The sequence below is a fragment of the Thalassomonas sp. M1454 genome, from assembly GCF_007097525.1.
In the GTDB taxonomy this organism is placed as follows: Bacteria; Pseudomonadota; Gammaproteobacteria; order Enterobacterales; family Alteromonadaceae; genus Thalassotalea_A.
Genome location: NZ_VKDD01000006.1, coordinates 15,944 through 32,288, shown reverse-complemented (window position 1 = coordinate 32,288; position 16,345 = coordinate 15,944). Strand labels below are relative to the sequence as shown.

The following is a 16,345-nucleotide window of genomic DNA, read 5'->3' as shown; positions in this document are numbered from 1 at the left end:
GTGAACGGTTAAATCTTAATGCTGTTTATCGATTGGTAATTAATTCTCGATAGCTTTCACCACTGGCCTTGATTGTACGCTGTTGTGTTTCATAGTCTACATAAACAATGCCAAAACGTTTGCTATAACCTAGCGCCCATTCAAAATTGTCCATTAAGCTCCAGGCAAAATAACCTCTTACATCAACACCTTGTTCAATGGCATCATTTAAGGCATTAAGGTGACTATTATAATAATTGATACGGTTTGTATCATTAACTTGTCCATCACTAATTGTGTCTGGCATCGCACAGCCATTTTCAGTGATGTAAACCGGAGGTAAATTATAAAGATTATTTAATTTAGTCAATAGTTCGGTAAATGCTTGCGGATAAATTTCCCAACCCATATCGGTTACCGGTACATTGTTTGGTGGTACAACCATGAATGGCTCAATATTATCGCTACGGAAAATTTCACGGGTATAAAAGTTAATACCTAAAAAGTCCATTGGCTTACAGATAATCTCCATATCACCTGCAACAATATCTGGTTTGTGAGCATCGTCTAAAAGCTTAATGGTATCAGGGTAACAACCATCAAATAATGGCTTGATATACCACTGGTTATTATAATCATCAGCAAACTTGGTTGCGGCTAAATCTGCTGCTGAATTGGTAAGAGGATAAGCAGGGGTAAAGTTAAGAACGATACCATTCATGCTATTTGGTGCATTTTTATTTAATACATCCATGGCTAAACCATGAGCTAATAAAATGTGATGAGCCGCTTTACGGCCATTTTCTTTACCAACCAACCCTGGTGCATGTACACCAACTTCATAACCTAAATAAGCACTACAAAATGGTTCGTTAAACGTTGCATATGAGTGAACTCTATTACCTAATGCTTTGGTGATTAAGTCGGCATATTCTTTAAACTTATAAGCTGTTTCTCGATTTAACCAACCACCTTTATCTTCAAGGTGTTGTGGTAAATCCCAATGATAAAGAGTTACAAAAGGTTTAATGCCTTTGGCAATTAGGCCATCTAATAAGTTGATGTAAAAATCGATACCTTGCTGATTGGCACTGCCATCTTGATTCATCACACGTGGCCATGAAATAGAAAGTCGATAAGCATCAACGCCCAAAGAGTCGATTAATTCAATATCTTGTTGCCATAATGAGTAATGATCACAAGCGACACTNAAAGAGTTACAAAAGGTTTAATGCCTTTGGCAATTAGGCCATCTAATAAGTTGATGTAAAAATCGATACCTTGCTGATTGGCACTGCCATCTTGATTCATCACACGTGGCCATGAAATAGAAAGTCGATAAGCATCAACGCCCAAAGAGTCGATTAATTCAATATCTTGTTGCCATAATGAGTAATGATCACAAGCGACACTACCATCGCTTTTATCTAAAATTTTTCCATCTGTCCCACAGAAAGTATCCCAAATACAAGGTAAGCGATCGTTGATGCCTCCTTCTATTTGAAATGACGCCGTAGCGACTCCATAAAGAAAGTCCTTTTGCAACATTTTAGAGTTGCTTGGTAATGTAATTTTCATATCAGACGACTAATCCCATTAATCTGTAGTGTTTTTTATGCGCTGCATTATATATTTTTCTTGCTCTATAGCCATTATATGGTATAAATGTAAGCGCTTACATTGGCAGGTTAACGTTAAATTGTTTAAAGGTCAACAAAATAGGCGATATTGGACAACAATAATAATACATAAAAACAACAGAAAATAATTTTAAGGTAACTAAAATATACATCTGACTAAATGATATTTAAGTTCGTACATTTATAAACGCGTTTTATAAAGTATTACCTAACACACTGAGGAAAAATTATGGCTGGTGCAAACTTAGCTCAACAACATAGCTCTACTGGTTCAGATCCATCTGACAATTATACTTTTGCGTTAACCTCGTTAACATCGCTATTTTTTATGTGGGGGTTTATTACCTGCTTAAACGATATTCTTATCCCTCATTTAAAAGGGATTTTTGACCTAACTTACGCACAAGCAATGCTAGTTCAGTTTTGTTTTTTTGGCGCTTATTTTATTGTTTCAATCCCTGCGGGTAAGGTTGTTAAAAACTTTGGCTTTCAGCGCGGTATCGTAATCGGTTTAGTTATTGCTGCTATTGGTTGTTTAGGTTTTTACCCGGCAGCGTCAATGCATAGTTACCCAGTATTCTTAGTCTCTTTATTTGTATTAGCATCGGGTATTACTTTATTACAAGTATCAGCTAACCCTTATGTAAGTAGCCTTGGTAATCCAGCTACTGCATCTTCAAGATTAACAATGACCCAAGCATTTAACTCATTAGGTACAACAGTAGCTCCTTATCTAGGTGCTTTGTTTATCTTAAATGAAGCGGTAGAAGGCCTATCTGCTCAAGAAAAAGCAGCATCAGTACAAATGCCATACGTTATGTTAGCAGCAATGTTATTAGTTTTAGCTGCTATTTTTGCTTGGATGAAATTACCTCACATTGCAGCTGAAGATGAAACTGAAGAAGAAAAACAACAAGTAGATGGTAGTGCTTGGAATTACTCTCACTTAGTTTTAGGTGCTGTTGGTATTTTTGTTTATGTTGGCGCGGAAGTTTCAATTGGTAGTTTTTTAGTTAACTTCTTTGGTGACCCAGATATTGCTGGTTTAGCTGAATCAGAAGCCGCAACTTATTTAACTTACTACTGGGGCGGGGCTATGGTTGGTCGCTTTATTGGCGCAGCTGTTATGCAAAAAATTGCTGCAGGTAAGGTATTAGCATTTAATGCTGTTGCTGCATCTATTCTGATTTTAGTTGCAATCTTTGGCTCAGGCTCAGTGGCAATGTGGTCAATTTTATTAGTTGGTTTAGCTAACTCAATTATGTTCCCAACTATTTTCAGTCTAGCTGTTATTGGCTTAGGAAAACATACCTCTCAGGGTTCAGGCATTTTATGTATGGCCATTGTTGGTGGTGCTTTAGTGCCTGTATTACAAGGATTCTTAGCAGATTCAATGGGCGTACAAGCTTCGTTCTTTTTACCAGTTATTTGTTATGTATTCATTGCATACTATGGCTTAGTTGGTTCAAAACCAAAAAACTAATTTTTACAAGCATTAAATATTAAAAAAATTATTAGATAATCAGGAAAACACATGCAAACCTTTAAAACAAATTATTTAGCTAAACATGCTAAGTATTTGATGTTATCGAGTATCACTCTTGCAACTCTTGGCTGTTCGCAAGAACAAGTTGCTAATGATCATGACGTAACAGCAGTTGAACAAAAATTGCAGCATAATATTGATATTTGGCCAACATTAGAGTTGCCAGTTAAAAAAGATGCGGTACTTGAGAAAAAAATCGCAGATATTTTATCTGGTATGACGCTTGAACAAAAAGTCGCACAAATGATCCAACCGGAAATAAGAGACATTACGGTTGAAGACATGCGTAAATATGGCTTTGGTTCATTTTTAAATGGTGGCGGTGCTTTTCCTGAAAATAATAAGCATGCAACTCCTGCTGATTGGATCAAACTAGCTGAAGATTTATACCAAGCATCAATTGATGATTCAATTGATGGTTCGACTATCCCAACGATTTGGGGTACAGATGCAGTACACGGCCATAACAATGTTATTGGTGCTACTTTGTTCCCGCACAACATTGGCCTAGGTGCGGCTAATAACCCTGATTTAATTGAAGAAATCGCCGCCATAACTGCCACTGAGGTTATGGTTACTGGTATCGACTGGGTGTTTGCACCGACGGTTGCTGTCGTTCGTGATGATCGTTGGGGCCGTACCTATGAAGGTTACTCTGAAGATCCTGAAATCGTACGTGAATACTCAGCTTCAATTGTTAAAGGTTTACAAGGTCCTGCTGATCAGGACTTTTTAGGTGACACTCGCGTTATCTCAACTGTTAAGCACTTTTTAGGCGATGGCGGTACGATTGATGGTGATGACCAAGGTAATAATATTGCCTCAGAGCAAGAGTTATTTGATATTCATGGTCAAGGTTATGTTGGCGGTTTATCTGCTGGTGCTCAATCGGTTATGGCATCATTTAACAGCTGGCATGGCGAGAAAAACCATGGCAATGAATACCTATTAACTACTGTGTTAAAAGATAAGATGGGCTTTGATGGTTTTGTTGTTGGTGACTGGAATGGTCATGGACAAATTCCAGGCTGTACTAATGATAATTGTGCACAAACGGTTAATGCTGGATTAGATATTTTTATGGTTCCAACCGATGCTTGGAAACCTCTTTATGAAAATACTATTGCCCAAGTTAAATCAGGTGAAATTTCGCAAGCGCGAATTGATGATGCAGTAAGTCGTATATTACGAGTGAAACTACGTGCTGGCATATTTGATAAGCCAAGCCCAGCTAAGCGTGCATTATCTGGTAAAACAGAATTAATTGGTGCTCAAGCTCATAGAGATGTTGCGCGCCAAGCCGTACGTGAGTCGTTAGTACTACTTAAAAACAAAGATAATATTCTACCATTAAATCCGAAAGCGAATATTTTAGTTGCTGGTGACGGCGCTGATAATATTGGTAAGCAATCTGGTGGTTGGTCAATTACTTGGCAAGGTACAGGTAATACAAACGCAGACTTCCCTGGTGGCACGTCTATTTATGATGGTTTTAAGGATGTAGTGAATGCTGCTGGCGGTAACATTGAATTATCAGTTGCTGGTGAGTATAAGGCTAAACCAGATGTTGCGGTTGTGGTATTTGGTGAAGAACCTTATGCAGAAGGCATTGGTGACATTGATAACTTAGATTATCAGCGTGGTAATAAAAAAGATTTAGCCCTATTAAATAAACTTAAAGCGCAAGGTATTCCTGTTGTATCTGTATTTATCTCAGGTAGACCTATGTGGGTTAATGCGGAGCTAAATGCTTCTGATGCATTTGTTGCCGCATGGTTGCCGGGCAGTGAAGGTAATGGCGTAAGTGAAGTGCTATTTACTAAAGCTGATGGTTCTATTAACTACGACTTTACTGGTAAGTTATCATTCTCATGGCCAAAAACAGCCACCCAAGCTGTGGTTAACCGTAATGACGCTAATTATGCGCCATTACTACCATACGGCTTTGGTTTGAGCTATGGCGATAAAAATGTACTAGCGGATGATTTAGATGAGACTGTTGCTAAATCAGCTGATGCAGATAAAGCTATGGTATTGTTTGAGCATGCTGCTAAAGCTCCTTGGGCAATGAACTTAATCTCTGGCGATAAATCATCAGGCGTTGACAGCTCTATTGTTGAACTTGCAAGTATCAAACTAAAAACTATGGATAAAGACGTGCAAGAAGATGCTCGTACTATTACCTTTAAAGGTACTGAAAAAGCCATGGTTAGTTTACGCAGTACTTTTGTTGAAGACTTACGTGCACAAATTGAAAATAAATCAGCTTTAACTGTGCTCGTTCGTAAAGAGCAAAGCTTCTCAGATAAAGTCTTTTTAGAAATGCATTGTGATGAAGCTAATTGCCAATACAGCATTGATGTTACTAGCGCTATGCAAGGTTTTACAGACAATGAATGGCAAGAGCTTAGTGTTGATTTAAATTGTTTTGTCGAGCAAGGGTTAAATCCTGCGCGAGTTACTTTACCATTTGGTATTGCAACCTCAGGTAGCGGCCAATTGTCATTCTCGACAATTAAATTGCAACCAAACAAAGCAGACAATGCAACGGTTAGCTGTCAATAAAAATAGCTAATTGGCAGACTTAACAATGAAACTGATGTTATCCATAATAGAACTATTATGGAGCATCAGTTTTTTTTCACCTTAATTTAGTTTAATTAGGTATTAAAATGAAAAATAATCCTTTAAAAATTTTAATTATGTGCTGGTTAGTCTGCACTTTAGCGGCCTGCTCAAATGAGAATGAATTAAAAAACAAGCCTGAAAAAGCATTAGAATATTCATCAGATAAAGTAAATATTAAAACTGACAACAGAGTGGTTTGGGCCATAAATATTGGTGGCAACAAGCACTTGAGTATCGATAATATAAATTATCAGGCAGATACATTACCTCTATCTACAAACACTGGTGTAATTGATAATGTACTAGGAAGCCAAGACCCGTTTGTGTTTCAAACCTATCGTCAGGGGGATTTTGACATTAACAAAAAACTACCTAATGGCTTATACGATATTATTTTTAAATTTGCTGAGCCCAATGATGTTGCAAGTGGGGAGAGAGTTTTTGATGTTTATGCACAGCAAAACAAAGTGATAGCTGATCTTGATATTCGTAGGGCTAGAGATGGCAAAAGTAAATCGGCACTTGTTCGCGCAGTAACAGATATAGCCGTTACCAATTCTCAGTTAGAACTGTCTTTTAAAGGCAAAGTTGGGATGCCTGTTTTAAATGCCATTGTTGTACGTAAAAAACACACCTTAGATAGCGATTGGCGCTTAGTATGGCAAGATGAATTTAATATCGATGGTAAACCTGATGCTAATAAATGGAACTATGATATTTGGCCTGCGCGTAAAGTAAATGATGAAGATCAAACCTATACTGACCGGTTAAAAAATGCCAGAGTTGAACAGGGTAAATTGATCATTGAGGCGCACAAAGAGCAATACAATAACGCTCAATATACTTCAGCTCGATTACAGTCATCCGGCAAAGGCGACTTTCTATATGGGCGAGCTGAGATCCGCGCCAAAATTCCTGCTGGGCAGGGTACTTGGCCTGCAATCTGGATGTTACCAACCGACTTTTTTAAATACGCAACTAACTGTGATGCCAGCACCGATGGGCATCAAGGCTGTGATGCTTGGCCTAATTCGGGTGAAATAGACATTATGGAACACGTTGGTTATGACATGCAGACCATTCATGGCACGGTACATAATAAAGCGTATTATTGGGTAAATTGGCAACAGCGTAAATCAAGCGTAGAGGGGGTTAATGTTGATAAAGTGTTTCATCGTTATGCCATTGAATGGAGTCCTGAACATATTGAAATATTCTTTGATGATACCCCTTATTTTTATTACAAAAATGAGCATGCTGGTTGGCAAGCGTGGCCATACGATCACCCTTATCACATCATTTTAAATCTTGCTATCGGTGGAATGTGGGGACGAGCAGGCGGTCCAATTGATGACTCTATCTTTCCGGTTCGTATGGAAGTTGATTACGTGCGTATCTATCAAAAGTAGCTAAAACAAGTACAGTTCCATTAAACCCATTAATGCCTTAATGGAACTGATTTATTTAAATTCTACAAATATATTTGATGTCAGGCGACCGGTTCTTGGATCGCCATCAATATCATTTTTTAAATCAACAATAGTTGAATGTAATAAATTTCCCGGGTAAATAACTAAGCGATTAGGTTTGTAAGGAATTTCTTCATAGAGCTGGTAAAGCTTTGAGCTGGTATTATGGTATTTAGGTGGTAGTTCGCCATGTTCTTGCATGTATTGCTCTGTTGATTGCATATAACCATCAACTCGTTCGTCATTAATACGTTCAAAATCACTCAGCGTATGCCTAAATAACCCAGTACCACCATGTTGGCCTGGGTTTAAATAGTGCAAAATAGCAAAGTAATAAGGACGAGGAGTATCAAAATGAGGAATACGCTGTAATAAACTTAGCTCTTCTTCTGGGGTGTTGATCAGTGAAAAATAATTTAGCATTAATTTAAGCTTAAGCGACCGAGGGATATCATAAACTTTATATATACCCTGATAAACAGTTTTTAATATTGCTAATACATACTCTTGTGGTACGCGACTCCTTACTCCAGGGTAATAAGAGTTTGGATCGCTAACAAAAGTTTGATTATTTACCGCATCATCTACTATTTCAGATAGATCGGTAGCGAAATCATCAATAACGATTACAGGTGTTTTTTCCTTACCTACCAACTTAATCATAGGTTTAATGCTAGGATTAATACTAAATTCACTCATCATGTAATTCTGGCTGAGTCTTAATTAGTTTTTGCCTTACAGTAATGAGCAATAAAGTCATTATGATCAGGCCAATTAGCAACGCGTTTTTGCACACCGTTTTTTATTTTATTTAAGAAACCTTGCAGCTCATCATCAGACATCATATCTACGATTGGGTGATATTGCTCAGGCATTAAGCCTTGTCCCATCATTACTTGTACCCAGGATGTCTCACCAAATAAGTCATCAGTCTTCTTAAATACTCGCCCAGATTCTTTAAATAATTTCATTCTATGAGCTAATGATTCAGGGATTGGCATAGTTGCGCAATAGCGCCAAAATGGAGAATCACGACGTTCTGTTAAGTGGTAGTGCAGAATAATAAAGTCACGAATGTTATCCGCTTCTCTTTTAGTTTGCTCATTGTATTCATCAACGTCAGCTTGGTTAATGCCTTGAGATGGAAATAGTTGTAATAAGCGTACAACCGCCTTTTGGAACAAATGAATTCCAGTTGATTCTAACGGCTCAATAAAGCCAGATGCTAAGCCAACTGCGATACAGTTTTTATTCCAGTGCTTACGACGAGCACCGGTTTTATACTTTATCACACGAGGCTCGTTCAATAACTTGCCTTCGATATTTTCAAGCAATGTTTGCTTTGCTTCTTCATCGCTCATGTATTTACTGCAAAAAACAAAGCCATTACCTGTTCTATTTTGTAAAGGTATGCGCCATTGCCAGCCTGCATCACGAGCAATAGAACGTGTATACGGTACAGGTTTTCCTACTGTTTCTGTTTGTACTGCAATAGCACTATCACAAGGTAAATAATGGCTCCAATCGTCATAGCCAGTATGTAAGGCGTCTTCAATAAGTAAACCTCTAAACCCAGTACAGTCGATAAATAAGTCACCTTCGACCACTTTACCATTGCCTAGGTTTAAGCTCGTTATGTAGCCTGTTTGCTCATCTAAATTAACTTTATCTATTTTTCCTTCAACACGAGTACAACCATGGTCAAACGCTATTTTTTGTAAAAACTTAGCGTATAAACCGGCATCAAGGTGGTAGGCATGGTTAAGATCTTGGTTAGCAAGTACAGCGAATCGACCTTCACGGCTAGCAAGGTGCTCAGGACAGTAATCACCTATTTCTGAAACCATACCTTTTTGTAAGCCTTTAAGCCAAAAATGCTGGAAACCACAAGCCCAACAATCTTGCCCTAAAAAGCCAAAAGAATGGATATAGTCTTTATTTACATCTCGCCAATTTTCAAATGAGATGCCAAGTTTGAAAGTAGCATTTGTTGCTGCCATAAACTCGGCTTCATTAATACCTAATAAACTATGAAAAATATGTAGGGTAGGAATTGTTGCTTCACCAACACCAACGGTTGGAATATCATCAGATTCAACTAGAGTGACATTTATTGTTTTACCTAGTAATTTACTTAAAGAGGCCGCAGCCATCCAACCGGCGGTTCCACCACCAGCAATAACGACATTTTTAATTGCTTTGTTATTCATTTGAGTATCGTTCATCGCTTTAATTTCTCTATTAATTCAGCACGTATTTTACGGGCAGTTAATTCATCCATTGGTTTTTTTAACATACCTTGCGCATTTTCGGGTATATGGTCAATTTGTTGTTCGTCGTGGTCAAAAATATAATGGTTAAATATACTTTTCCATGCTTTACGTTGGGATTTTGGTAAGTTTCGTAAGCTTAGCATTGCCATTAGTAGTGCATTGTTTGGGCGGCCCATAAATGCGGGCGTGTCTCGCCACCAATGGGTGACTAACATATTTATTGCATCTAAACCTTGTACATGATGCCACCACATGCTCGGCAAAAATAGGGCATCGCCTGCATTTAACTCTGCAACTTGGGCGTTAGCTATTGCTTGTTTGAATTTAGGGAATTTATCAAAATCTGGGTTGTCAAAATCAACCATTGAAATATCTTGTCCACCAGGAGCTAACTCCATAGGGCCAACATATAAATTTTCTATCTGCTCAGGTGGAAATAGGGTAAACCGACGTCTACCGACGACCGAACAAGCCAAGTTTAGCGGGAAATCATAATGAGCGGCTATTCTGCTCTGATTGCCAATCCAGATACTGGTTAATGGCCTAAATTGATCGATAGATGTACTGTGTTGCTGTTTAAACCCAGGTAAAAAGCTATTAACTTCTGTTGAGCCAACATACATTGTAGGTGACTGGTTATCATCTTGATGAGCTAAAAGTTTATCTAACACAAGGTTTAAGTCAGCCTTGCTTACCGAGTAGTTAAAGCCATTAGCATGTTCGTTGTAAAATACTCGCCCGTTGATTTCAGGCGCGCCATAACAAGCATTTACCGGTACGCCCTGGTAATAGCCTCGAAGTAAATCACAAGCAGCTTCATTCGATTCAAGGCCTGCTTTTACTAATGGCCAGTCACTTGCAAAATTACGCAGTATTAAAGGCTTATCAGCTGAAAAAATCCAATCAGGTATATTGTCTGCTTTGATATCATGAAGTTCTTCAACTTGTTGGCTTATATTCAACATAGGGTGTTATTATGCCTGAGCTGCGACTAAAGCATTTTTCTTGTCGATAAGTGAGCGGATATTACTTTGCGAAGCAATAGCCATATAAATCGCTTGTAAGTATTTAGCATCTTTTAATGCTTGTAATTGCTCAATATCTAAGGCATCTAACTTATCTTCATTTATGGTATAAAAACCAATCATTTGGTGTTGGCTACCATTATTTAAAGTGACATCCAATGTAAATGGTTCGAGTAAGTCGAGATCAGCTAATGTTTGGGTAAATTTTTGACCATCAATAGCGCCTAAATGTAACGCTTCCATCATGCTTGCGGTTTTATCTAGGAAATCTGAATTACCGCCAAAAGGTAAGAATAAAGGCTCACCTTCAACATGGCTTACTCTTGGGCTGTCCATATCTAAAGTAAGCATACGTTTTTTGTGCTCTACACCATCTTCAGTAACTGTTTGATTTGCAATTAAAAAAGGATGGCGTTGTACAGATGCTGGTATATAGCTAGCATGCCAGCCATCATCATCTAAAAATAAATTTTCTTTATCTTTAAAACCAAACAATGCTACTGCTACAAATTTACCTGTATTAGGATCTTTATTAAAAAAGATTGGGTAATGAGCTTGCGCACTACGAAATTCTCTAGGGAAAGTTAGTGCATACCAAAGGTTGTCGCCATACTTTGCACTTCGGTCGGTAATGATTTTAATGTCTTTATGTGCAACTGGGTTAACTAATGCATGATTTGCCATGTTGATCTCCGTAATTATTATTTAATATCGACAAGTAAGGTTAAACCTTACTTAGCCCATATTGTTTTATCTTGTTCAGTAGCTCTCTATTAGTTGATAGAGCATTGATTAATTTATGAGTATGCGCAATATTGTCGTTAAATATCTTGTTTGCGATCAAACTTTTATCTTCTCTTTTTGCACGCTCTGGAAGTTGTGTTTTAAATCCCATACCGTAAAGAATATATTGAAAACTGGCCGCAGGGAATAACTCTTCGGTGTGATGTGTATCGTAGCTATATGGCGTTTGATATTTCCACAGAGTAAGTAACTCAGCTAAATGCTCAGGAATGCTTTCAGAATGTTTGTTATCTTGCCAGTAAGGCTCAGTACGATTAGATAATACATAATGCAGTTTTAAAAACTCAATAATACGTTGCCAACGATAACTAAATTTTTCGTTATAACGTTTCGCGGTAATATCCATTACTTGTCTATTTGCTGGTAACTGCTCTGCAACCATTTTGGCAGAAAGCTCTATCATGGCTAATGCAGATGCCTCTAACGGCTCGATAAAGCCTGAAGACATGCCTATTGCGACACAGTTTTTATGCCAAAACTTACTTCTATAACCTGGATTTATTGATATTTTTCTTATCTCAGTGAGGTTATGGTCAGAGCACATTGTTGGCGCAATATAAGAGCGTAATTGCTGCTCGGCTTCATCATCAGATATGTGCGAGCTAGAATAAACATGGCCAACACCACGACGAGAAGGTAAACCAATATCCCAAATCCAACCGCTCGTTTGTGCTGTTGATATGGTATGAGAAGCAATTGGGCTATTTTCTTCAGGGTAAGGTACATGTACTGCTAATGCAGTATCGTTAAATAACACATGTTTTTGACTGATAAAGTCAATGTTGTAATGCTCCCCTAATAGGAGTGACTTGAAACCCGTGCAATCAATAAACAAATCACCTGCAATGTCGCCATTTTGTTTAGTGGAAACTGAGGCAATATCACCATTTTCGTGGTTGTTGATATTAACCACATGATCTAATACATGGTTAACGCCTAATTTTTCACAGCAGTGTTTTTGTAAAAATTGGCTAAATTTACCGGCATCTAAGTGATAACCATAATTACAAGCAAATGCGTACTCAGGGGAAGTAATTTGTTTCGGAGCTAAGCCTTGCTTACAGAGGTGGCTTTGTGCGGTTGTAGCATCGGCAAATGTGACTTGTTGACTATGTGCTTGCCAAAATTCGGCAATGTTAGCTTCAAAAAAGCCATTAGGCAGAGAAAAAGGATGAAAATAGCTGTCATTTGCGCCAGATATCCAATTATCGAACTTTGATGCTTGTTTAAAGGTTGCATCACATTGTAATAAAAATTCGGTTTCACTAATGCCAATAGCTTTAAGGGTTTGACGCATCGATGGCCAAGAGCCTTCACCCACTCCTATCGTTGCAACATCTGGTGATTCGATTAAAGTTATTTCAATACCATGTTCGCCCTCTGTCTGGTGCTCTGCAGCAATAATACCTGCACTTAACCAACCGGCTGAGCCTCCACCAACAATGACTATTTTTTTTATTGGGCGATCCATACAACTTATCTCGCAAATTACCTAATTGCTAGCAAGCGATGAGATAACTTCTTTATTACTTAATATGATTTTTTAAAAGGGCCTACATGGCTTATAAATACTATATATGGCTTTGTTATATCTATCTATACATAAATGTTCAGGGTAGGAAATATTATGAATTTAACGATATATTTTTGCTTAGTATTGAGCACATAGTTCCCTTTAAAAAATCATAGAGTTTGATTAAAAAAGAAAATAAAAAGCCGCTGTTAAATATCAGCGGCTTTATTTCTATTGTTATAAAATCAAGCCTTTAACTGCTTAGAAAGTATAACGTGCACCAACACTGTAACGTGCGCCTTGCTGAGTTACGTTAAGTACTTCAGTAGAGCTACGACCATGTTTACGGCGGAACTCATCAGTGATGTTGATACCTTCAACAAATATCGATAATTGTTCCATACTTTGGAAGGTGTAGTTTACGTTAAAATCGATTTGCTCATATTCTTCAACATAAACTGGGTTACCACCTGTACCTTGGTAAGTAGCTTCTAGGTATTCATCACGCCAGTTATAAGCGATACGAGCTGAAATACCGTAGTTTTCATAGAAAAATACTAAGTTAGCCGTATCTGATATACCTGTTTGCACGCCATCATTTGAACCACCGATAATGTCTTGGTTACCAGTTGTAGCAGTGCCACCTGTTAATAATAGGTTATTGTAATCATCACCCGCATCAACCATTGTATAGTTAGCAAACGTACCAAAACCTGTATCACCAAAGATGTGTTGTACAGCAAACTCTATACCATCAAAAGTGTTTTCAATATCATCGTTAACTTTAACGCCAATTAAAAACTCAACTAATTCATCTTCAGCAATACCATCGATTAAAATGTTACCATTTTCATCTTTATATACTTCAGGGTTATCTCCGTAGTTATCAAAGATCCATTCTTTTTGTTGACCAGCATCAGTAATACCTGCAGCTAATGCAGCTTGAAGCTTTGGACCGTCACCAGGATGGCGTAAATCGAATAAAGTATCGTTAATTGTGCCTGCTTGTATCCAATTTGTTACGTCTTTTTGGAACCAACCTAGAGAAACATAGCTTGAATCACTGTAAAACCATGAAGCTTCTAAATCATAGTTAGTCGATTCTAAAGGTTCTAAGTTAGGATTACCTGAACTACCACTTGCACCTGACTTATTAAAGGTTGTACCAATTGTTGTACCACCTTGTAAATCGCCGTACCAAGCACGGCCAATAGTTTCACTATACGCAGCACGTAAGATAATATCGTCGGTAACTTCTAAGTTGAAGTTGAAGTTAGGTAAAGTATGATCGTATGAGCCTGATTTAGACTGTGCCGAAGTTAACTCCGATGGTGCGATAACAAATTCAGTATCACCAACCCAAGTTGTTCTATTACCTGTGTAATCAGGTACTACAGAAGTTGAATCAATCTCAGTTTCTTCATAGCGAATACCTACTTGTACTTCAAATGGCATATCGCCAATTTCACCCTCGTAATTCCACTGTGCGTAAATAGAAGTTACTTCTTCTTCTACAAAACGGTCAGTGTCGCGGCTGTAATCTGAAGATGGGCAGAATAATGTACCACAATCACCGCCACCAACAACATTGTCTGGTGTGTAGTTTGCTTCAGCGAAATCACGAAGCTCGGCAAAGTCCCACATGAAAATTGTATCAACGATTTCAAAACCGTCTGGACCATCAGGGTGATTTTCAAAATTACCACCATCAACATCATCAAATTGATTTTGAACGCTATCAATATCACCGCCAATACCAGCTAAATCACCTGCAGCGCCAACACCACCCCAATCGTTACGTTGAACTTGTACTGCACGATTGTGCTTGTTAGATGTAAGTAAGCCAACACCAAAGTCAATGCTGCCGTACTCATCTAACTCGTACTTACCGTTAATTTGTGTTTGGTCGATTTCAGAGCGGTTATCGTCGTTTCTAAACCAAGAACCTGTTACTAACATATCCGCTTTTGTTACGCCATTTGCGCCACGTACAGCTAAAATTGGTAAGTCACCAGTGAAATCAGTTGCTGCTGCTTCACGAATAAAACCAGCCGTTGATATTACGTTTGAGCTACCGTAAGGACTGTTTGGTGTTTCTTCAGCTTCAGAAGAGTGGTGATCAAGCTCTAACCATAAGTTATCGTTTACTTGCCATTCTAAATTGATACCGATTGAGTTTGATTCTGCTTTAGTACCAGACATACCAGCACCCATAGATAAATCTTGCTTATTATCAGCACCATAGTTTTCTGAGTAATAAAGAGGTGATGAAACCGGGCCATCAGTCCATACGTTTTCAGAAGGAGCAAACGTATACCAAGCTGAAACATCATTGTATTGACGATCAATTTCATTACTCATATGAGTAACATCTAAAGTCGCTTTAAAATTATCTGTAGGAGCGTATTGGAAAACAACCTGACCGTTAATACGTTCACGTTGTTGTTCTTCAAATTTGTAAATAGTTGTTTGTGGAACCGAGTAAATCTCATCAACGCCAGTAGGGCGGTTTACTTGACCATCTTTTGGTACGCCACCCCATTCAGGTTGAGAGCCTGGAGCTCCTGACCAATCTTGGTCAGTAGGGGCGGTAAATGAACGCCAACCTGTTCCTACTTCTGCTTGTTGGTTACCACTTTCACGCTCTGAGTAAGAACCTGAAATTGAAATACCAAATTTATCATCAGCAAATGTATTTGAGTACAAGCCTGAAAGTTCAGGAGTAAGATCACCATCATCAGCAGAAGTATCATCAACAGCTTTAACGCCAAATGTAGCAACCATACCTGGGTTGTTCATAGGGCGATGCGTTAAAATGTTAATCGTTGCACCAATACCACCAGTTGCGATTGATGCATCACTAGTTTTGTAAATTTCAGCACCACTAACACCTTCAGAAGCAATGTTAGCAAAATCAAACGAACGATCACCCGTTGTTGTTGGCATTTGACGACCGTTTAATAAAACTAAGTTACGATCTGGACCAAAACCACGAACGGTTACTTTACTACCTTCACCGTTGTTACGGTCAATAGCAACACCAGAAATACGTTGTAGTGATTCAGCTAAGTTTGAGTCTGGAAATTTACCGATATCTTCAGCGTTGATCGCTTCAACAATACCAGAACTACTGCGTTTAATATCCATTGCTTTTGTTAATGAACCACGGATACCCGTTACTTCAATAACTTCTACATCTTGCTCTACAGCTGTTGTTTCTTCTGCAGCGTAGGCTACGTTCATTGCTGAAGCGCCTAAAATTAGTGACAAGCTTGTCGCTAATTTTGATTTGTTAAACGTTTTGTAATCCACTTTTCTCTCCCCAAGATTAGTTTTATTATTTATGTAGTGACGTTTAATGTAAGTATATTTTTTTGTAAGCGCTTACATTTTTATGTGTGAAAAAATGTAAGCGCTTCCATTAAGGTAATTTAAAATGGCTTTTAGGTCAACAATAAATTTACAACC

9 protein-coding genes and 2 pseudogenes are annotated in these 16,345 nt (G+C 38.1%); 3 read left to right on the top strand and 8 right to left on the bottom strand.

What is annotated here, in order from left to right:
• Positions 1–25: 25 nt before the first annotated feature.
• A pseudogene (locus FNN08_RS12840) lies at positions 26–1,198 on the bottom strand (GH1 family beta-glucosidase); the annotation flags it as partial.
• Between the two features lie 170 nt (positions 1,199–1,368).
• Positions 1,369–1,557: pseudogene (locus FNN08_RS16655) on the bottom strand (family 1 glycosylhydrolase); the annotation flags it as partial.
• A 291-nt stretch (positions 1,558–1,848) separates the two neighbouring features.
• Here FNN08_RS16655 and FNN08_RS12830 point away from each other — a divergent pair.
• From FNN08_RS12830 to FNN08_RS12820, 3 genes are all read left to right on the top strand, one after another.
• Positions 1,849–3,102, top strand: a complete 1,254-nt coding sequence (locus FNN08_RS12830; protein WP_143586416.1) for a sugar MFS transporter — start codon at positions 1,849–1,851, stop codon at positions 3,100–3,102.
• 51 nt (positions 3,103–3,153) lie between these two features.
• On the top strand, positions 3,154–5,730 hold the full coding sequence (locus FNN08_RS12825; protein WP_143586414.1) for a glycoside hydrolase family 3 protein: 2,577 nt from the start codon (positions 3,154–3,156) through the stop codon (positions 5,728–5,730).
• A gap of 107 nt (positions 5,731–5,837) precedes the next feature.
• A complete protein-coding gene (locus FNN08_RS12820) occupies positions 5,838–7,202 on the top strand; it encodes a family 16 glycosylhydrolase (RefSeq protein ID WP_185962667.1) in 1,365 nt (454 codons plus the stop codon).
• A 51-nt stretch (positions 7,203–7,253) separates the two neighbouring features.
• Here the strand turns inward: FNN08_RS12820 and FNN08_RS12815 are convergent, their stop codons facing one another.
• The 6 genes from FNN08_RS12815 to FNN08_RS12790 all read right to left on the bottom strand — a co-directional run bounded on the left by FNN08_RS12815 (position 7,254) and on the right by FNN08_RS12790 (position 16,189).
• Complete coding sequence (locus FNN08_RS12815) at positions 7,254–7,961, bottom strand: DUF6445 family protein (protein ID WP_260679349.1); 708 nt, start codon at positions 7,959–7,961, stop codon at positions 7,254–7,256.
• Positions 7,962–7,981: 20 nt separating this feature from the next.
• Positions 7,982–9,472: a tryptophan halogenase family protein gene (locus FNN08_RS12810; protein ID WP_143586860.1), complete on the bottom strand. Its 1,491-nt coding sequence runs from the start codon at positions 9,470–9,472 to the stop codon at positions 7,982–7,984.
• An 11-nt stretch (positions 9,473–9,483) separates the two neighbouring features.
• A complete protein-coding gene (locus FNN08_RS12805; protein WP_143586410.1) occupies positions 9,484–10,500 on the bottom strand; it encodes a cupin-like domain-containing protein in 1,017 nt (338 codons plus the stop codon).
• Between the two features lie 9 nt (positions 10,501–10,509).
• Positions 10,510–11,244: a SapC family protein gene (locus tag FNN08_RS12800; RefSeq protein WP_143586408.1), complete on the bottom strand. Its 735-nt coding sequence runs from the start codon at positions 11,242–11,244 to the stop codon at positions 10,510–10,512.
• Positions 11,245–11,284: 40 nt separating this feature from the next.
• Complete coding sequence (locus FNN08_RS12795; protein WP_143586406.1) at positions 11,285–12,835, bottom strand: tryptophan halogenase family protein; 1,551 nt, start codon at positions 12,833–12,835, stop codon at positions 11,285–11,287.
• A 303-nt stretch (positions 12,836–13,138) separates the two neighbouring features.
• The gene (locus tag FNN08_RS12790) at positions 13,139–16,189 is read right to left on the bottom strand and encodes a TonB-dependent receptor (RefSeq protein ID WP_143586404.1); all 3,051 of its coding nucleotides are present in this window, start codon (positions 16,187–16,189) and stop codon (positions 13,139–13,141) included.
• Positions 16,190–16,345: the final 156 nt, after the last annotated feature.